This is a genomic window from Acuticoccus yangtzensis (assembly GCF_001927245.1).
GTDB lineage: Bacteria > Pseudomonadota > Alphaproteobacteria > Rhizobiales > Amorphaceae > Acuticoccus > Acuticoccus yangtzensis.
The window spans coordinates 215,865-234,883 of sequence record NZ_MJUX01000006.1 but is presented as its reverse complement, the minus strand read 5'-3'; the positions used below and the strand labels follow the sequence as shown (position 1 = coordinate 234,883).

Below are 19,019 nucleotides of genomic sequence, written 5' to 3'. Positions count from 1 at the left end.
AACACCCTGAGCGACATCGGAGAGTACGATGGCCGACGCTGGCCAGGCTGACCGCACACGAGATATTGCCATCATCGGCATGGGCTGCGTCTTTCCGGGCGCCGACGGTCCGGCCCAGTTCTGGAAGAACATCTGCGACAAGCACGTCGCGATCCGCCAGCCGGTGGCCGAGTGGGAGGCGGACCGCTACCTCTCCTCGGACTCCACCACGCACATCACCTCCGCGGCGGGCGGCTTCCTGGGCGACCTCTGCCGCGTCAACCCGGCCGCGCTCGGCATCATGCCGAACTCGGTCGACGGGTCGGAGCCGGACCAGTTCCTCGCCCTCAAGGTGGCGCGTGACGCGCTGGAGGATGCCGGCTACCTCACCGGCTACGACCACGAGACGACCGGCATCATCCTCGGCCACTCCACCTACCTGCACCGCGGCAACGCCAACGTGGTGCAGCACGGCGTGGTGCTGGACCAGACCGTCGACCTGGTGCGCGCCCTCTTGCCGGACGTGCCGGAGGATGCGCTCGGCAAGCTGCGCGACGTTCTGCTCGACCATCTGCCGCCGTTCAACGCCGACACCGCGCCGGGCCTCGTCCCCAACGTGATGACCGGGCGCATCGCCAACAGGCTGGACCTGCGCGGGCCGAACTACATCCTCGACGCGGCCTGCTCGTCCTCGCTGCTCGCCGTCCTTTCGGCGGTGGAGGAGCTGCGCGCCGGGCGGTCGGACATGATGATCGCCGGCGGGGCCAACGGCGCCATCCCGGCCGAGGTGAACATGGTGTTCACCCAGCTCGACGCCCTGTCCAAGACCTCGTCCGTCACCCCCTTCTCCGAGGATGCGGACGGGACGCTGCTGTCGGAAGGCGTCGGCGCCGTGGTGTTGAAGCGCTACGACGATGCGGTGCGCGACGGGGACACGGTCTACGCCGTCATCAAGGGGCTCGGCCAGTCGTCGGACGGCAAGGGCTCCGGCCTTCTGGCGCCGCGGCTGGAGGGTGAGATCGCCGCCATCCGCAGAGCCTACAAGGACGCGGGCGTGTCGCCGGACACGGTGACGTTGATCGAGGCGCACGGCACCGGTATCCCGCTCGGCGATCAGACAGAGGTGTCGGCGCTGCGCGAGGTGTTCGGCGCCAAGCGGCGCGAGGTGCCGGAGATCGCACTCGGAGCGCTGAAGTCGCTGATCGGCCACTGCATCCCCGCGGCGGGCATCGCGGCGATGATCAAGACCACGCTCGCCCTCTACCACCGCACCATCCCGCCGACCTTGTGCCCCGAGCCGTCCGGCTCCATCGGCATCGAGCAGTCGCGGCTCTACGTGAACACCGAGATGCGGCCGTGGATCCAGTCGCGCCGCCAGCCGCGCCGGGCGGGCGTCAACGCCTTCGGCTTCGGCGGTATCAACTCGCACTGCGTCCTGGAAGAGTCGCCCGAGAACGAGGCGAAGCCGCCGCGGCCGACCTTCTGGCCGGTGGAACTCGTCATCCTTGCGGGCGAAACGCGCGACGAGCTCCTGGCGCGGATCGACGAGCTGACGGCGGCCGTCACCGGGCCGCTCGCCGGTGAGCCCCTCGGCGGCATCGCCAAGGGCTGCGCAGAGCGTTACGCCAAGGTGGGGCCGGTGCGGCTCGCCATCGTCGCCACCTCCACCGCTGAGCTGGCCGACCGTCTCGGCAAGGCGCGCGGACGCATCGAGGGCGGGCGCACCCGCTTCCAGGTCCGCTCGGGCATCTACGGCTCGGACGGGGATACGCCCGGCAAGCTCGCCTTCGTCTTCCCCGGCGAGGGTGCGCAATATCAGTCCATGCTGGCCGAGATCATGGGCCCCTTCCCCGAAGCGCGCCGCTGGTTCGACTTCTGGGACGGCCTTTATGGCGACGCGCGCGGCTTCCGCCCGTCCGAATCCGTCTTCCCGCCGCCCACCTTCGTCGGCTCCGACGCGAAGGACGAGCTGGACCGCGCGCTCTTCGGCCTGGAGATGGGGTCTGAGTCGGCCTTCATCGCCAGCCGCGCTTTGTCCGCCGTCGCCGCCAAGCTGGGCCTCTCGCCCGACTGCGTGGTGGGGCACTCCTCCGGCGAGCATGCCGCGCTCTATGAAGCCGGTGTGCTGGGCGCCGAAGGGTGGGACGAGCTGGAAAGCCGTATCCTGGAGCTGAACACGCTCTACAAGGCCATCGAGGAATCGACCACCATCGCCGGTGGCGCGCTGCTGACGATCGGCGGGCTGGCGCGCGAGAAGGTGCACGCTCTGGCGGGCGAGGCCGACGACGTCCACGTCGCGCTCGACAACTGCCCGCAGCAGACCGTGCTCTACGGCCAGCGCAAGGAGCTGGACAAGATCGTGGCGGAGGCGGGCAAGGAATCCGCCCTGTGCGCCTTCCTGCCGTTCGACCGGCCCTACCACACCTCGCTCTTCGCTCCGGTCGCCGACATGGTGCGCGGCATCTACGAGAAGCTGGACTTCGCCGCGCCGTCGATGCCGGTCTATTCCTGCGCCTCCGCCGAGCCGATGCCGAACCTGCCGGAGGAGATCCGCTCGCTGGCCGCGCTCCAGTGGCAGTCGAAGGTCCGCTTCACCGAGACGGTTGAGCAGATGTATGCCGACGGCGTGCGCACCTTCGTGGAGCTCGGCCCGTCGGCCAACCTGACCGGGTTCATCGAGAACACGTTGACGGGCAAGGACGTGCTCGCCGTCGCCTTCGGCAGCCGCCGCCGCTCCTCGCTGGTGCAGCTCATGCATTCGCTGGGGCGCCTGTGGGTGTCGGGCGTCGGCGTCGAGGTCGGCGCGCTGTTCGAGGGGCGCCGCTTCGGCCCGTCCGACGTCGCCACCGACCGCGGCAAGAGGCGGCCGGAGAAGATCATCCAGAACACGCTCCCCATCGTGCGCCTGCCGGACGAGGCGATCGCCGAGCTGCGCGCGGCGATGTTCCCGGCCGGTGCGCCGCGCGTCGCCGCGGCCCCGGTCAGCGAGAGCGTGGACGAGGATGTGCCCGCCGAGGCGCCGCCGTCCCGCGCGCCGCTTCCGGCGGGGGCCTATCCCTTCCTGCAGCGCCTGTCGGTCAACGATGCGCGCCGCCTGGTCGCCGAATGCGACCTCGACCTCACCCGCGACGCCTTCCTGCGCCACCACGTGCTCTACGCCATGGAGGTGTCGGACATCGACCGTGACCTGTGCGCGCTGCCGGTGGTGCCGATGGCCGTCACCATGGAGATGATGGCCGAGGCCGCCGCCGCGCTCACCCGCGGCATGATGCCGGTGCGGCTCGAGAAGGTGCGCGCCTACAATTGGGTGGCGCTGGACGAGGGGGCGCGCACCATCGGCATCGAGGCGACGCGGCTGTCGGACCAGCAGAACGGCCACGGCACCGAGGCCGTCGTCGTGGTGCGTGTGGTGGACCAGTCGGGCGGTCCGCTGGTGGAGGGCAACGTCGTCCTCTCCGCCGCGCCCGCGGTGCCGGAGGGCGTCGCCGTCACCCCGCTGGAGGAGCCGCAATGGCCGGTCTGGCGGGACGAGGACCTCTACCGCACCGGCATGTTCCACGGCCCGCTCTTCCAGGGCATCGCCAGCCTGCACTCGTGGGACCACACGGGCCTCGACGCGATCATGGCCGACACGCCGCTCGACGGCTTCTTCACCCCCGGCGCGCGGCCGCAATTCATCCTCAACCCGGCGCTGCTCGACCAGGTGGGCCACGTCACCGCCTTCTGGATCGCGCAGGGGATGGGGACCGACTTCTCGTCCTTCCCCTCGCGGATCGACGTCATCGAGCTGTTCGACGCCGGGCGCGAGGACACGGCGGGGGCGCTGATGTCCGGCCGCCTCGGCTTCGAGGAGGGCGACGGCACCAACTACCTGACCGGCGACTTCGTCTGCATCGCCGCGGACGGGGCGCCGATCCTCAGGATCAGAGGCTGGCGCGACCGCTTCTTCGACGTGCCGCACACCTACTACCGTGCGCGTTGGCAGCCACGGGACGAGTTCTACGGCCACGAGGCGTCGGACCTCTTCGCCGCGCTGCCGGAGGACGCCCTGGTGTGGGAGGTCCCGGCCTTTCCCCAAGGCTTCCTCGACGATGCGGGCGGCATCTGGCGCCGCGTCCTCGCCCACACGGTGCTGTCCAAGGACGAGCGGGCGGAGTGGCACGAATTTGCCGGCAAGCCGCGGCGGGCGGACGAGTGGTTGCTCGGCCGCGTGGCGCTGAAGGAGGCGGTGCGCGGCTGGTACATGCGCCACATGAACATGGCCGTGCTGCCGGCGGACGTGGTGATCCGTGTCGACCCACACGGCAAACCCTTCGTGGACGCGGAGGGCCTTGCCATCCTCGGCGCCGTGCCCGAGGTGTCCGTCGCCCATGTCGCGGGGCAGACGGTCGCGGTGGCCGCGCCTCCGGGGGTGCCGGTGGGGATCGACCTCGAGGTATTCGGCCGGGTGGAGCCGTCGGACGTCATGGCGGCCGGCTTCTCGGACGCCGAGCGGCGCTACATGAGCGAGCTCGGTGCGCACGGCGAGGTGGACGTTCTGCAGGCGTGGTGCGCCAAGGAGGCCGCGGCCAAGTGCCTCGGAACGGGGCTGAACGGCCAGCCCACCGCCTTCGGGCTTCACCTTCTCGACCCCGAGGCGGGCGCGGCGGCGATCGTCGCGCCTGACGGGTCGGAGGTCGAGGTGTGCCTCGGCCTCGGCGAGACCTCCGTGGTGGCGGTGGCCTACCTCTGAGGGCGGCTCGGCTCTGCCCTGTCGGCCGCGCCTCGACCGGTGCGCGTCCGGCCGGGCGGGTCAGCGCAGGAAGCCGCGCGCCTCGAGCTGGGCAGTGAGGGCGGCAAGGTCGGCCGGCCCGTCGAACAGGCGGGCGGTGCGGCCGGAGAAGCCGGCGAGCTGGTGCATCCCCATGACGAACTGTCCGGGGCGGCGGCGCACGACGCCGACCTTCTGGTCCCCCCGCGCGACGAGCCCGATCACGTGGACCGCCGAACCCTCCGCCGCCAGGATCGTCCGCGCCCCATTATAAGCCGCGATCTGGGCGGCGAAGCTCATCGTCTCGGGATGGATGATGGTGAAGCCGCGCTCGGTCAGCAGCGCTTCGAGCGCCGGCTCGCCCGGAATGTCGCCGATGAGCCCGCGCGAGACATAGAGCCGTTTGGCCCGCGGCCCGTCGCCGCTATGGCCGCGCAGCCGGTTGTGAACGAAGGCGTGGAAGGCGGGGTGACCGTGGCGCAGGTGGAAGCCGAAGAGCTGGCTCGGCACCACCAGCCTCTCGAATCGCGTGGCGGCGCCGACGGAGGTCACCGGCAGCGCGATTGCGAGCGCGTCCAGCACGGCGCGGCCGAAGCTGTCGACCGGCGCGTGGCCAGGTCCGTGGCCGCGAATAAAAACGAGCGAGTCGAACGGGCCCGCGAGTTCGTCCAGCGCCCACAGGCGGCCGAGACTCTCCACCAGGAAATGACCGAAGTGCGGGCCGATGAGACCGGCGAAGAGATGCCTCCCCGAGACTGTCTCTCCCGCCGCCGCGCGCGCCTCGGGCAGCGTCTCGGGCGCCACGTTGTCCTTCGGCAGGTTGCCGGCGCGGTGGAGGGCGAGGGGACAGAGCCGCCCTTCGCCGTCATAGACGCCGCTGTCCTGGATCTCGACGCCCTCCGGCACCGTGCGTAGCGGGCCCGGAATGGTCACCGTCGCCCCGTCCAGGAATTCGACGATGGGCGTGACGGCGGCGGGAGGGCGCCGGGCGTGGTAGGCGAGGAGCGACTCGTGCAGGGCGCCGGGGTCGGGGCGGGCTCGGGGATCAGGAAGGGCGCGGGCGTCGTTCATCGGTCGGTGCGGTAGCGGCGATGCGGCGGTGGCGGGGTGGCGGCGCAAATGCCGTAGCGGTCAGGCGTGGCGCGGTGCCTCGCCGGCCGCGACGCGCTTGTTGTATTGGACCGACGACCACAGCGCCAGGATGATCAGTGAGGCGCCCAGAAGGCCGGTGACGATCTCCGGCACATGCACCATCGACTGCGCATACATGATCACCGACAGCACGAGGATGGAGTAGAACGCGCCGTGCTCCAGGTAGCGGAACTGCGCCAGCGTGCCGCGCTCCACCAGCATGATGGTCATGGACCGCACGTAGAGAGCGCCGATACCGAGGCCAATGGCGATGAGGAAGAGGTTCTGCGTCAGCGCGAAGGCGCCGACGACGCCGTCGAACGAGAACGAGGCGTCCAGCACTTCGAGGTAGAGGAAGGCGCCGAACCCGCCGCGCGCGGCGACCCCCGCGACTTCGCTCGGCGCGTCGAGGACCCGGCCCAGGATGTCGACCGCCGAGAAGGTGACGAGCCCGCACACGGCGCTGAAGAGGAAGGTCATCTCGTCCGATTCCGGCTGCGCCTCGGCGATAAGCAGGGCGAGCATGAGGACGAACGCCATCTCGAGGCCGCGGATGGAGGCGCAGCGGCGGAGGCGATGCTCCACGGCGTGGACCCAGTCCACCTCTTTCTCCTCGTCGATGAAGTAGGTGAGGGCGACCATCATGAGGAAGGTGCCGCCGAACGCCGCAATGGACAGGTGCGCGTCGTCCATGATGGCGGCGTATTGCTCGGGCTGGGTGGCGGCGAGAACGACGGCCTGGATCGGGCCGATGTTGGCGGCGATCACCACCACCAGCAGCGGGAAGACGACGCGCATGCCGAAGACGGCGATGATGATGCCCCAGGTGAGGAAGCGCCGCTGCCACTTCGGGTCCATCGTCTTCAGCTTGTTGGCGTTGACGATGGCGTTGTCGAAGGAGAGCGAGATTTCGAGCGCCGCCAGGACGATGCCGATGGCGAGGAATGAGACACCGCCGGCGAGGGTGCCCGAGGAGAAATAGCCGACCGCGAATGCAAGGATCAGTCCGACGACTGTGAGGCCGAGAGGCCATCCGAGGTAGCGAGCGGTCGTGGTCATGAAGAATTCCCAAGCGAGCGCGAGGCGCTCCGTTGGCCGGCGGGGTGCGCCGACGGCGAAACCCGCGCGAGAGGCGCGCGGTCCTGGAGCCGGAATGCTGAAGGCTCCGGCTAAGCTATCAGATAACCATCCCGCCGGGGCTTGTGAAGGCGGCGTGAGGCGCGGCTCGGCTGGGGCCAAGCTCCACGAGCGGTTGCCGAAAGGCTCGGCACAGCCCGCGCGCCGAAGCGGCCTCGTCCTGGCACACATCACGGCATACCCGTCATCTGCCCGTTGCGGGGGCACCGGTGCGGCACGTCCGCCCCGGTCACGCGGATGTGGTGATGCGTGTGCGCGAGGGCCAGGGGCGCCCTCACCGAGCGTCGCCCGGCGGCACCACCGCAGCGCTGCGAGCGGGCGGCCCGTGTGGTCGATCAGCCGCGGTGCGGATGCCGATCGGGGGTGGCTCGTAAGGCGTGGCGATGTCGCGCGGGTGGCGGCGCGGTGGCCGAGGGGATTGGCGGGATAAGTGGCCGGCTCGCCGCGAACGGGCGTATCGTCAACGGCTTAGCGCGTCCTCGAGGCGGGATGCGGCACTCCCGATCGGCGCCGGGGGCCGGGCCGGACTCATGGCCGAACCGTCGACGACGCGGCGGGGCACGGGGCGACCTTCGGGGGCAGGCTGCGGCTCCACGCCACAGTCTGCCGCCCGCTTCGCGTCACGTTCGGCCCCAGTCGGCCTGCCATCTACTCGCCGGCTTGGCGCACTTTCATCGCCGCGGCGTCCAGCGCGCGGGTCAGGTCGGCGATGAGGTCGCCTGCATCCTCGAGCCCGACCGACAGGCGCAGCAGACCCTCGTCGATGCCCGCGGCTTCGCGCGCCTCCGGCGTCAGGTTCTTGTGCGTCGTGGTCGCCGGATGGGTGAGGAGGCTCTTCGCATCGCCGAGATTGTTGGACAGCTTCACGAGCTTCAGCGCATTGGCGGCGCGGAAGGCGGCGGCGCGCCCGCCATCCACGGAGAAGGCGAGGAGGGTGGAGCCGCCCTTCATCTGCCGCTGCGCCAGTTCGGCCTGCGGATGGTCGGCGCGGCCGGGATAGAGAACGCGCTTCACCGCCGGATGGGTGGCGAGAGCGTCGGCCACGCGCGCCGCCGTCTCGGTCTGGGCGCGGATGCGAAGGGGCAGCGTCTCCAGGGACTTCAGCATCACCCAGGCGTTGAAGGGCGACAAGGCGGGGCCCGTCTGGCGCAGGATGACGTCGAGGTTGTCCTTGATCCACGCCTCACGGCCGAGGATCGCCCCGGCGAGGCAGCGCCCCTGACCGTCGATGTGCTTGGTGGCCGAGTAGACGACCACGTCCGCGCCGAGGGCGAGCGGGCTCTGCCACAGCGGCGTGGCGAACACGTTGTCGACGACGACCTGCGCGCCCGGCGCCTTCGCGTCGCGGATCGCGGCGACGCCGGCGATGTCGACCAGGGCGAGCGTCGGGTTCGTCGGCGTCTCCATGAAGAAGACGCGGGTGTTCGGCTTTACCGCGGCTTCCCAGGCGGCGAGGTCCTTGCCCTCGACCAGCGTGGTCTCGACACCGAAGCGCGGCAGATAGGTCTCGACGATGTAGCGGCAGCCGCCGAAGAGCTCGCCCGCGGCGACGACGTGGTCGCCCGCCTTCAGCGCGGCGGTGAGCGCGGCGGTCACCGCGGCCATGCCGGAGGTGGTGCCGCGGCAGGCTTCGGCGCCTTCCAGGGCGGCCATGCGCTGCTCGAACATCGCCACGGTGGGGTTGCCGTAGCGCGAATAGACGAAGCCCGGCGCCTCGTTGGCGAAGCGCGCGGCGGCTTCCTCCGCGCTGTCGTAGACGAACCCCTGGGTCAGGAACATCGCCTCTGAGGTCTCGCCGAACTGGGATCGCATCGCGCCTTCGTGAACGAGGCGTGTGGCCAAAGCCCAATCGTCAGACATCAGTCCCTCCAGAACACCGGCGTGAACAGGATCAGCACAGTCATGATCTCGAGCCGGCCGAGGACCATGATAAACGAGAGGAGCCACAGCTCGAATTCGCCGAGCGAGGCGAAATTGCCCGAAGGGCCAATGGTCTCACCAAGGCCCGGGCCGACGTTTGTGAGCGCCGTCTGCGCACCGGTCAACGCCGTGATGAAGTCTTGCCCCGCCAGCGACAGCGCAAGGATCGAAAAACCGTATACCAGAAAAAATGCGATAAAATAGATGATGACGGAATCGTAGACGTCCTGCTCGATCACACGGTCGCCGAACCGCAGCGGCTGCATGGCGTGCGGGTAGACGAGGCGGGTGAAGGCGCGCCGCAACGCCTGAAAGACGATGATGAAGCGGTAGACCTTGATGCCGCCGGTGGTCGACCCCGAACAGCCGCCGATGAAGGTCAGGATGTAGAAGATCCCGAACGCGAACGGTCCCCACACCGCATAGTCGTCGGACGCATAGCCGGTGGTGGTGACGATCGAGACGACGTTGAAGGCGGCCTGGGTGATCGCGTCGGCCAGGTCGATGTTGCGCGTCTGGTCGAGCCACAAAGCGAGGATCAGCGTCACCGCGGTGATGCCGATGAGGAAGGTGCGCACCTGCCAGTCGGTGAGGATGTTGAAACGGCCGCGGACCAGGATCTCGACATAGAGGACGAAGGGCAGGGCGCCGACGATCATGAAGAAGACCGCCGCCCAGAGGATGCGCGAATCCTGGAAGAAGCCGAACGAGCGGTCGTGATTGGAGAAGCCGCCGGTCGAGATGGTGGTCATCGCGTGACAGATGGCGTCGAACACGCTCATGCCGAGCGCGGCATAGACGATGGCGCAGGCGATCGACACGAAGACGTAGATGAAGCAGAGCGCCCGCGTGACGGAGACAAGGCGTGGCAGGGCCTTGTCGGACCGGTCCGAGCTTTCGGTGCGGAAGACCTGCATGCCGCCGATCCTGAGGAACGGAAACAGGAAGAGGCCGATGGCGACGATGCCGATCCCGCCGAGCCACTGCAGCATCGAGCGCCACAGGAGGATCGATCGCTCCATCGCGTCGAGCTCGGACAGGACGGTGGCGCCCGTGGTGGTGAGGGCGCTCGCCGACTCGAAGATGCCGCCGCCGATCGTCATCGGCAGGTCCGACAGCCAGAAGGGGATCGCCCCGATGATGCAGGAGGTCAGCCAGATGACACTGGTGAGCAGGAAGCCGAAACGCGGTGTGAACGCGGGCATCGGCTCGCGCAGGGAGATGACGCCGAGGGTCGAGATGCAGAAGACGCCCGCCGCGGAGACGGCGAAGACGCTCCACGTGTCGTTGCCGTCCGCAAGGTCGAGCAGGGCGGGGATGAGCATCGTCCCGGCGAGGACGATGCCGAAGAAGCTCGCGATATAAAGGGCCGGGCGCAAGTGCAGGACACCGCGCGGCACGTGGTGGTATTTCCGCTCGTTCCGACCGCTGATATGCGCCACAGAGGCTCAGCCCTTTTCACTCGGCGACAGGTCAAGATGGCCGCGATAGGCCAAGCCCGATAGCGGATAAAGCGGTGACGGCGCCGCGGGGCGCATTCGGTGGCGCGCCGTGACTGCGAGGTCACATCGCCCGGCGGACGCGGTGCTGAGCGCAAGGGCGCCGCCCGGCCCGGCTCTCAAGCCGCCGATTTCGCCGACGAATATTGGACTTTGGCGCGGCGACCGGGGACAAAGCGTTCGCGCATCGCCTAGGCTTGCGCCCATCGTCCGCACCCGCGGTCCGGTGCTGCGGCACGGATCGCCCCGGTCCAGATGCTCAGGAGATCCGATGGAAGGCGAAGTCGCGCACGGCATTCCATTTCTCAAGGAAGCGACCATCTTTCTCGCGCTGGCCGGGCTCGTGGTCCCGATCCTTCAGCGCTTCGGCCTGAATACGATCCTGGGCTATCTGCTGGCCGGTGTGGCGGTCGGCCCCTACGGCATCGCCCAGCTGGGCGACAGCGTGTTCGGCGTCCCGGTCTCGGCCTTCACCATCACCGACACCGAGGGCGTCCATTCGATCGCCGAGCTCGGTGTGGTCTTCCTCCTCTTCCTCATCGGACTGGAGCTGTCGGCCCCGCGCCTGTGGGCGATGCGCCGGCTGGTGTTCGGCCTCGGCGGGCTCCAGGTCGTCCTCACCGCGGCGGCGTTGACCTGCGCGGGGATCGCGGCGGGGCTCGGCGTCGAGGCGGCGGTGGCGGTCGGCGCGGCCCTCGCCTTGTCGTCCACCGCCATCGTCGTGCAGCTTCTCATCAGCGCCGGACGCCTCGCCTCGCCCTCGGGGCAGGTGATGTTCTCGATCCTCTTGATGCAGGACATCGCCGTCGTTCCGGTGCTCCTCGTCATCTCGTCCATGGCGTCGGCGGGGGAGACAAGCATCGCCATGCACCTGGCCCAGAGCCTCGCTCTCGCGGCGGTGATGATCACGGCCATCCTCCTGGCCGGGCGGCGGATTCTCGCGCCGGTGCTGCGCTTCATCGGCGCGCGGCAGGACCGGGACATGTTCACCGCGGCGGCGCTTCTCGTCATCATCGGCACGGCGGAGGCCACCTCCATCGCTGGGCTGTCGATGGCGCTCGGCGCCTTCCTCGCCGGTCTCGTCTTCGCCGACACGGAATTTTCGCACCAGCTCGAGGTGGAGATCGCACCCTTCAAGGGCCTGCTGCTCGGCCTTTTCTTCCTTTCGGTGGGGATGACGATCGACCCGGCGATCGTCCTTCAATCGCCGCTGGCGCTGGTCGGTATCATCATCGCCGTGTCGCTGATCAAGGCGGTGGTGATCATGCTTCTGGCGCTCGCGTTCCGGCAGTCCCTTCCGGTCGCCGTGGAAAGCGGGCTGATGCTTGCGCAGATCGGCGAGTTTTCGCTCGTCGGCCTGTCGCTCGCCTACACGCTGGGCGTGGTTCCGGAGGACATCGCGCGGCTTTTGGTGGTTTCGGCGGGCGTGGCGATGGCGCTGACGACCGCGACGTCCGGCCTCATTCAGAAGCTGACCGACCGCCTGACGACCCCGGCACGGGCCGAGCACGCTCCCTCCACGGCCCGGCTGGAGACGGCCGCGCCCGACAATCACGTCATCGTCGCAGGCTTCGGGCGGATCGGCCGCTCCATCGGCGCATTGTTGGATGCCCGGCGCATTCCTTACGTGGCGCTGGAAATGAACTCCAAGGCGGTGACGATGGCGCGCAAGCGCAATCTCCCCGTCTATTTCGGCGACGTGCGGCGGCTCGACGTCTTGAAGAACGCGCATGTGAGCACCGCGCGGGCCATCGTTCTCACCATGGACAGCCCTTCGGCCAACGCCGATGTCGTGCGGCTGGTGCGCGAGGCGGGGTTGGCGGTGCCGGTGGTCGTGCGCGCCCGCGACAAGGCACATGCGGGCGAGCTCTATGCCATGGGCGCCGACGAGGTGGTGCTGGAGGCGTTCGAGGCGTCTCTGCAGATGGGCGAGGAAACGCTGGTGGCGCTCGGCTTCCCGCGTGAGGCGGCCCACTCGTTGATCGAAGATCAGCGCGAGGCGGGGCGGCGCGAGCTGGCCGACGCGGCGCGGGCGGGCAAGAGCGACACCGCATAGGCCGACGCTGCGCCGGGCGCCCGATGCGCGAGGCGAAAAAAATGGCCGCGAGATGCGGCCAGTTTGTCGAAGGTGGATGTCGCTCTCGGGCCGGGGGACGACCGAGGACTACATGAAGAAGACGCGCCGGACGGCGGAAGGTTCCGCCATGGGGCCGAACTTTTTCGTCCCCCACGGTTCGGCCCCAACGGTCGGCGGCGGATTGCCGGCTTGCTCTCCTTCGGGCAGGCCATAAGTTCTTCTCAGCCGCGCCGTGCGTGCGGCCGGCGAGGTCTGATGGACGTCGGCGCGATGGTCGCGCCGGCGACGATCCCCGCCACAACAGGAATGATGTGCGCCTTATGACGACCGGCTTTTCCGCAACGGCCTGGGCCCGCAATTCGGCGGCCTATGAGACCATCCGCACCATGCCCTTCAACGCGGAGCTGGCCGAGGGAACGCTGCCGCGCGACACGTTCGAGCACTACATGGTCCAGGACGCGCACTATCTCGTCGGCTTCGGGCGTGCGTTGGCGCTCGCTGCGGCCAAGGCCCCTCATCCAGACAGGATCGTTCAATTTTCCGACGCCGCACGCGAGGCGATCGTGGTCGAGCGCGCCCTGCATGGGTCGTTCTTCAAGGAGTGGGGGATCACGGCGGGCGCCTTCGCGGACACGCCGGTTTCGCCCGCGTGCCATCATTATGTGTCCTATCTGATCGCCACCGCCTTCGCCGAACCTTACGAGATCCTGCTCGCGGCGCTGCTGCCGTGCTTCTGGATCTATGCCGAAGTGGGGCGCGACATCCACGGCCGCGCGGCGCAGAACAATCCCTATCAAGCGTGGATCGACACCTACAACGACCCGCATTTTCACGAGGCGGTGGACGGCATGAAGATGGCCACCGACGAGGCCGCCGCCGCCGCGACCGCCGACACGCGCGAAAAGATGCTGTCTGCCTACAACGCCGCGACGCAGCTCGAATATCTCTTCTGGGACTCGGCCTATCGCCGGGCGGACTGGCCGCTCTGATGGACACCGGCCGCCTGAGATTGACATCGGGACGGCTGATCCTCGCCGGGGCCGGCCTCATCGCGGCGGCCTTCGTCGCGGTGCCGGTGCTCACCGCGATCTGGCCCGGCGGCCTCGCCGGCTATCTGACCGTTCTGGCGCTTTATTGGGTGTTGTTCTGCGTGCCTGTCGGCTTGCTGTCGGGCGCGTTCGCGCGAGGGATGTCGCTGCGTGTCGGCCGGGCCGTGTGGGTGCCGGTCGTCGTGCTGGTGCAGGCGCTTTCCTATGTGGCTTATGGGCTGACGAAGGGGCTCGCCGACGTGCCGCTGGAGCTTCTCGCCCTCGGCGCGCTGCTCGCCTTCATCAATGCGCCGCTTGAGGAATTCGCATGGCGCGGGGCCTATCTTTCGGTGGCGCGGCGCAATCCGTTGATCCAGGCGGTGGGCGTGTGGCTGTTCGCGCTGTGGCACATCCCGTTGATGCTGGCGGCGGGCGTCACCTTCGGCGAAAGCGCCGTCACCGTCGTCTTCGGGACGGCGGTGCTGGGGACGGTCTGGGCCGTCGCCGCCTTCTGGACCGGGGCGGTGGGGTGGCCGATCGTCGGCCACGTCATCGTCAACATGGTGGCGATGCCGGGTCTTCTCGCCGCCAATATGTGAGCCGTCAGAACGGGTTGACGCGCCGCAGCGTGAGATTGATGCGCCCGCCCCCGTCGATAAGGCGGGAGGAGCCGGACAGCACCCTGTCGATACCGTGATAGATGAGGCGCGACGGTCCGCCGAACACGACGACGTCGCCGGATGCGAGGCGTACGGAGCGTGTCGGGCCGCGCCGCTCGGTCCCGCCGAGGCGGAAGACGGCCGTGTCGCCCAGCGAGACGGAGACGACGGGTGCGTCGAAGGTCGCTTCGTCGCGGTCCTGGTGCATGCCGAGGCGGGCACCCTCGGCGTAGATGTTGACGAGGCAGGCTTCCGGCTCGGCCGGGGCGCCGAGGTCCTGCCACAGCTTCACCAGGCGCTCGGGGATCGCCGGCCAGGGGCGGCCGGTGACCGGGTGGTTGGGCTGATAGCGGTAGCCGGCGCGGTCCGACACCCAGCCGAGCGGGCCGCAATTGGTCATCTCCACCGAGAAGGGTTTGCCCGTGCGCGGCATGACCGGCTGGAACAGCGGCGCCTTCTTGATGATCTTGCGGATGTCCTCGGCCAGCGCGCGCTGTTCCGCGGGCGTGATCCGGCCGGGCAGAATCGCAAGTCCGTCGGCCTCGATGACATCGGCCATAGGCTCACCACCTCGGTTGTACGGGACAGGCATGTGGCGCGACCTCTGCCCGATCCCGCAGGCGAACGCAAATTTTTGTCGCCGGCGTATGCCGCGGATCGCCCCATTTGTTACCTCGGCGGGACGCAGGTCACCTGAAGGTGCCCTCTTTCGGCGCAAATCCAATCTCTTAGGTGTTGCGCGGTCGGCGCGGGGACGGTCCCGCGCCCCATGTTCACACCGCAGGTGACGTGCCGCGTCACCGACACCTGGAGACTGAGATGCGCCATTTCCTCGCTGCGGCCGCCGCTGCCGTCACCTTCGGCCTCGCCGCCCCGGCCATGGCCGAGACGCTGGACATCCCGTCCGGCACCTACGTCAACGACCCGACCCACACGTCGATCCTGTGGAAGGTGAGCCACCTCGGATTTTCGACCTACACCGGCTCCTTCGCCCGCGGCGGCATCGCGGCGACGGTGGAACTCGACGCGGACGACGTCGCCCAGTCGAGCCTGAACGTGACGGTCGACGGCCAGGGGGTGACCACGGGCCATCCGAACGAGACCGATTTCGACGGCGAGATCGAGTCGGCGATGTTCATGAACACGGCCGAGTATCCGGAAATCACCTTCGTCTCCACCGGCATCGAGGTGACGGGCGAGAACACGGCCGAGATCACCGGTGACCTGACCATCGCCGGTCAGACGCACCCCGTTACGCTGCAGGCGACGCTGAACCAGGCGGCCAACCACCCGATGGCGGGCGTTCCGGCCTTCGGCATCTCGGCTACCGGCACGCTGAACCGTTCGCAGTGGGGCAACGAAGGCCTGCTCGGCCCGGTGTCCGACGCGGTGTCGATCGAAATTCAGGCCGAATTCCTGCCACAATAATCTGTCCGGCGCCGTTGCGGCGCGGGCAAACCAGTTGGCAAAGCTTTGCCGGCATGATGCGACTCCGCTTCGGGCGCCGTCGACGGTGGCCCGGAGCGGACTTTGTGCGATGAGTGGGGTGGTCCGAGCGCGTCGGGCCGTGCCGATGTTCCGAGCGCCGCATGCGGCCATTGTTCGAGGCCGTGCGCGGCCGATGTGGAGTTGAGTGCCCCGTGCCGACAACCACCGTTCCCCCTTTCAAGGCCTCGCGCTACACCACGGTCGCGATCCTGCTGCACTGGTCGATTGCGTTTCTGGTGATCGCTCAGATCGCCGGCGGTTGGGCGATGGGTGCGCTCGTTTCGGCCGGATCGCCGACGCAATATTGGCTGTTCCAGCTCCACAAGAGCCTGGGCGCGACCGTGCTGCTCCTCACCGTGGCGCGGATCGTGTGGCGGGTGTTCAATCCGCCGCCGGTCGAGCCGGCCAGCGTCAGCCGGCGGGACCGCGTGATCGCCGGCGTCGTGCACAAGGCCTTCTATGTCCTCCTTCTCGCGATCCCTCTGGCGGGCTGGGTGGTGATCACCGTGTCGCCGATCCAGATCGAGACGATCCTCTACGGTCAAACCTGGCTGCCGTGGCCGCATCTGCCGGGCCTCGGCGCGCTGGGGGCGCAGAGCCGTGAGCTCGTCGAAGGTATCGCTGCAGAGACCCACGAGATTCTGGCCTATGCGATGGGTGTCCTTGTGCTCCTCCACATCGCGGGCGCGGTGAAGCATCATCTGGCGGACAAGGCCTATCTGAGGCGCATGCTGCCGGTGTCCGGAGGGGACGGGCCGCGCAACGCCTACGGCCATGCGACCACGGTGGTGACGACGCTCGTCGTGGGCGGCGTGATCATCGGTTCGGCCGGGATCGCGCGCCATAATGCGCGTGAGGCGCGGGCATCGTCGGGTGAGCTTTTTGGGGGCGTGTCGCCCGACCAGGGCAGCGTTCTGGCATCGGGTGCCGCGATCGCACCCGGAGGGCTCGCGGATGCTGCGGTGACGGACGGCGCCTCCGCCGGTGCGGGCGGGTTCGACTGGTCGTCCGCCGTGCCGGGCTTGGCGACGGGCCCCGCTGCGGAAGCGCCGGTAGCCGCGGCGCCTGCCACGGCCCCGCAGGCCGCTGCCGCCTCCCCGGAGGCCGCGACGCCGGACGAGGCCCCGGCGCTGGAGACGGCCGAGCCGAGTGAGCCCGAGCCCGCCGCCACCGTCATCGCCGAGGCGGATCCCGCCGGCGAACCCGCCGCTCCGGAGGCCGAGGCCCCGGACGAAGCCCCGACGCTGGAGACGGCCGAGCCGAGCGACTCCGAGCCGGCGGCCGCCGTGGTCGCCGAGGCGGACCCCGCCGCCCCGGAGGCTGAAGCGACAGACGAGACTCCGGCGTTGGAAACAGCCGAGCCGAGTGAGGCCGAAACCGGCGCCGCCGTGGTGGCGGACATGGACGCCGCTGCCGAGCCCGCCGCCCCGGAGGCCGAGGCACCGGACGAGGTTCCGGCCTTGGAAACTGCCGAGCCGAGCGAGCCGGAGGCGTCCGCCGCAGTGGTGACCGAGATGGATCCCGCCGCCGAACCGGCCGCCCCGGAGGCCGAGGCACCGGACGAGGTTCCGGGGTTGGAAGCTGCCGAGCCGAGCGATACCGAGGCGTCCGCCGCGGTGATCGCCGAGGTAGATCCCGCCGCCGAGCCCGCCACGCCGGAGGCTGACGCGACAGACGAGGCCCCGGCGCTGGAAACAGCTGAGCCGAGCGAGGCCGAGCCGACCGCCGCCGTCGTGGCGGACATGGACACCGCTGCCGAGCCCGCCGCACCGGCGGCCGAGGCACCGGACGAGGTTCCGGCCTTGGAAACTGCCGAGTCGAGCGAGCCGGAGGCGTCCGCCGCGGTGGTGGCCGAGATGGATCCCGCCGCCGAGCCCGCCGTGCCGGACGCCGAGGCACCGGAAGAGGCTCCGGCGTTGGAAGCTGCCGAGCCGAGCGAGCCGGAGGCGTCCGCCGCGGTGGTGGCCGAGATGGATCCCGCCGCCGAGCACGCCGCCCCGGAGGCCGAGGCACCGGACGAGGCTCCCGCCTTGCAAACTGCCGAGCCGAGGGAGCCGGAGTCTGCCGCCGCGGTGGTGGCCGAAATGGACGCTTCTGCCGAGCCCGTCACACCGGAGGCCGTGGCACCGGACGAGGCTCCCGCACTCGAAACAGCGGAGCCGAGTGAGCCGGAAGTGGCCGCCGCCGTGGTGGCGACCATGGATCCGCCACCCGGCAGCGTGACGGATGGGTCGGATGCCGAAATGCCGTCCGTCGACGAGATGACGGACGAGGCCCCCGCCCTCGCACCGCGAGCTGCCGACGTGCCGCAGACCGCCGAAGCGCGCGATGCCGCCGTCGCGGACGACGGGCCCGAGGTGATGGTAGCCGCACCGGCCGCGGATCTGGCGCCGGCAACCGAACCCGCATCGGCCACCGAACCAGCATCGGCCACCGAACCCGCATCAGCCAACGAACCCGCACCGGCAACCGAACTCGCACCGGCCACCGAACCCGCGCCGGGAACCGAACCCGCACCGGCCGGCGGTCCCGCACCAAGCGCCGATGTCGCGCCGGCTGGCGATCCTGGGCCGGTCGCTGATCCCGCGCCGGCCGCCGGCCCTGTCGATCCCGCGGCCGCGTCGGCCTCGCAGGACGATGCGGCCATGGCAGCGGACGCGGACCTGGAGGCGGACGCGGGCACGGACGCGGAGGCGGCTCGTGCTCCGGCGCAAGCTCCGGCCGCAGCCCCAGAGACGGTCGCCGCCGTAGAGGCCGCGCCGGAGGCCGCCGGCGTGTCGCAATGGGCCTTGGCCCCCGAACAGAGCACGCTGGCGTTTGCGTTCGGCTACCAGTCCGCCCAGGTCGTCGGCCAGTTCGAGGAGTTCTCCGCGAGCATCGCCTTCGACCCGGACGACCTCGCCGCGTCGTCGATCGCCGTCAGCGTCGACCTCGACAGCGCGCTGATCGCCACCGGAGACCTCTCGCTGTCGCAGATTACAGGGCCGGACGGGCTGGCCGCCGCATCAGGCGTCCCGGCAACCTTCACGTCCGAGACGATCCGCCGGACCGGCGAGGCCACCTACGCGGCGGAGGGGCCCTTCACCCTGCGCGGTGTGGTGCGGCGGGTGGAGCTTACCTTCAGCCTCGACATCGACGGCGACCGGGCGGTGGCCGAGGGCGGCACGGCGCTGCGCCGGCTCGACTACAAGGTCGGCGCGAGCAGCGATCCGAAGGGCGGCACCATATCGCCGGAGGTGGGCGTACGCTTCAGGATCATAGCAGACAGGCTCTGACACGATTGTGATAGGGCGCGCCGACCGACTTGTGCGCCCGGCCACTCTCCTTATATCTGCACAGTGTGAGGGGGCC

General features: G+C 69.6%; 11 protein-coding genes. 6 read left to right on the top strand and 5 right to left on the bottom strand.

Going from position 1 to position 19,019, the window contains the following annotated elements; genetic code table 11:
* Positions 1-28: 28 nt before the first annotated feature.
* Positions 29-4,711 carry a type I polyketide synthase gene (locus BIX52_RS15800; RefSeq protein WP_075222044.1) on the top strand — a complete coding sequence of 1,561 codons (4,683 nt, stop codon included), beginning with the start codon at positions 29-31 and terminating at the stop codon, positions 4,709-4,711.
* A gap of 60 nt (positions 4,712-4,771) precedes the next feature.
* Here BIX52_RS15800 and BIX52_RS15795 read toward each other — a convergent pair whose 3' ends face one another.
* From BIX52_RS15795 to BIX52_RS15780, 4 genes are all read right to left on the bottom strand, one after another.
* Positions 4,772-5,800, bottom strand: a complete 1,029-nt coding sequence (locus tag BIX52_RS15795) for a glycosyltransferase family 61 protein (RefSeq protein ID WP_075222043.1) — start codon at positions 5,798-5,800, stop codon at positions 4,772-4,774.
* A gap of 60 nt (positions 5,801-5,860) precedes the next feature.
* On the bottom strand, positions 5,861-6,919 hold the full coding sequence (locus BIX52_RS15790) for a DUF475 domain-containing protein (protein ID WP_075222042.1): 1,059 nt from the start codon (positions 6,917-6,919) through the stop codon (positions 5,861-5,863).
* Between the two features lie 726 nt (positions 6,920-7,645).
* Complete coding sequence (metZ, locus tag BIX52_RS15785) at positions 7,646-8,857, bottom strand: O-succinylhomoserine sulfhydrylase (RefSeq protein WP_075222041.1); 1,212 nt, start codon at positions 8,855-8,857, stop codon at positions 7,646-7,648.
* Entirely contained in the window at positions 8,857-10,296 is a 1,440-nt protein-coding gene (locus BIX52_RS15780; RefSeq protein ID WP_205647764.1) for a TrkH family potassium uptake protein, read from the bottom strand. Before BIX52_RS15780 ends, metZ begins: the two co-directional genes overlap by 1 nt.
* Before the next feature lie 391 nt (positions 10,297-10,687).
* Here BIX52_RS15780 and BIX52_RS15775 point away from each other — a divergent pair, with 391 nt between their 5' ends.
* The 3 genes from BIX52_RS15775 (at position 10,688) to BIX52_RS15765 (ending at position 14,120) form a co-directional block, all read left to right on the top strand.
* The gene (locus BIX52_RS15775) at positions 10,688-12,472 is read left to right on the top strand and encodes a cation:proton antiporter domain-containing protein (protein WP_075222040.1); all 1,785 of its coding nucleotides are present in this window, start codon (positions 10,688-10,690) and stop codon (positions 12,470-12,472) included.
* Positions 12,473-12,813: 341 nt separating this feature from the next.
* Positions 12,814-13,482 (top strand): TenA family protein, encoded by a 669-nt coding sequence (locus BIX52_RS15770; protein WP_075222039.1) that lies wholly within the window; start codon positions 12,814-12,816, stop codon positions 13,480-13,482.
* Positions 13,482-14,120: a CPBP family glutamic-type intramembrane protease gene (locus tag BIX52_RS15765; protein ID WP_075222038.1), complete on the top strand. Its 639-nt coding sequence runs from the start codon at positions 13,482-13,484 to the stop codon at positions 14,118-14,120. Before BIX52_RS15770 ends, BIX52_RS15765 begins: the two co-directional genes overlap by 1 nt.
* Positions 14,121-14,124: 4 nt before the next feature.
* Here BIX52_RS15765 and BIX52_RS15760 read toward each other — a convergent pair whose 3' ends face one another.
* The gene (locus BIX52_RS15760; protein ID WP_075222037.1) at positions 14,125-14,739 is read right to left on the bottom strand and encodes an alpha-ketoglutarate-dependent dioxygenase AlkB; all 615 of its coding nucleotides are present in this window, start codon (positions 14,737-14,739) and stop codon (positions 14,125-14,127) included.
* A 260-nt stretch (positions 14,740-14,999) separates the two neighbouring features.
* Here BIX52_RS15760 and BIX52_RS15755 point away from each other — a divergent pair, with 260 nt between their 5' ends.
* Both BIX52_RS15755 and BIX52_RS15750 read left to right on the top strand, forming a co-directional pair.
* Positions 15,000-15,608, top strand: a complete 609-nt coding sequence (locus BIX52_RS15755) for a YceI family protein (protein ID WP_075222036.1) — start codon at positions 15,000-15,002, stop codon at positions 15,606-15,608.
* Positions 15,609-15,820: 212 nt separating this feature from the next.
* Positions 15,821-18,943, top strand: a complete 3,123-nt coding sequence (locus BIX52_RS15750) for a cytochrome b/b6 domain-containing protein (RefSeq protein ID WP_075222035.1) — start codon at positions 15,821-15,823, stop codon at positions 18,941-18,943.
* Positions 18,944-19,019: the final 76 nt, after the last annotated feature.

Bases quoted from the DNA above. Each gene is read 5' to 3' on its own strand.
- BIX52_RS15800 (WP_075222044.1), top strand. From the start codon at position 29: ATGGCCGACGCTGGCCAGGCTGACCGCACACGAGATATTGCCATCATC.
- BIX52_RS15795 (WP_075222043.1), bottom strand. From the start codon at position 5,800: ATGAACGACGCCCGCGCCCTTCCTGATCCCCGAGCCCGCCCCGACCCC.
- BIX52_RS15790 (WP_075222042.1), bottom strand. From the start codon at position 6,919: ATGACCACGACCGCTCGCTACCTCGGATGGCCTCTCGGCCTCACAGTC.
- metZ (WP_075222041.1), bottom strand. From the start codon at position 8,857: ATGTCTGACGATTGGGCTTTGGCCACACGCCTCGTTCACGAAGGCGCG.
- BIX52_RS15775 (WP_075222040.1), top strand. From the start codon at position 10,688: ATGGAAGGCGAAGTCGCGCACGGCATTCCATTTCTCAAGGAAGCGACC.
- BIX52_RS15770 (WP_075222039.1), top strand. From the start codon at position 12,814: ATGACGACCGGCTTTTCCGCAACGGCCTGGGCCCGCAATTCGGCGGCC.
- BIX52_RS15765 (WP_075222038.1), top strand. From the start codon at position 13,482: ATGGACACCGGCCGCCTGAGATTGACATCGGGACGGCTGATCCTCGCC.
- BIX52_RS15760 (WP_075222037.1), bottom strand. From the start codon at position 14,739: ATGGCCGATGTCATCGAGGCCGACGGACTTGCGATTCTGCCCGGCCGG.
- BIX52_RS15755 (WP_075222036.1), top strand. From the start codon at position 15,000: ATGCGCCATTTCCTCGCTGCGGCCGCCGCTGCCGTCACCTTCGGCCTC.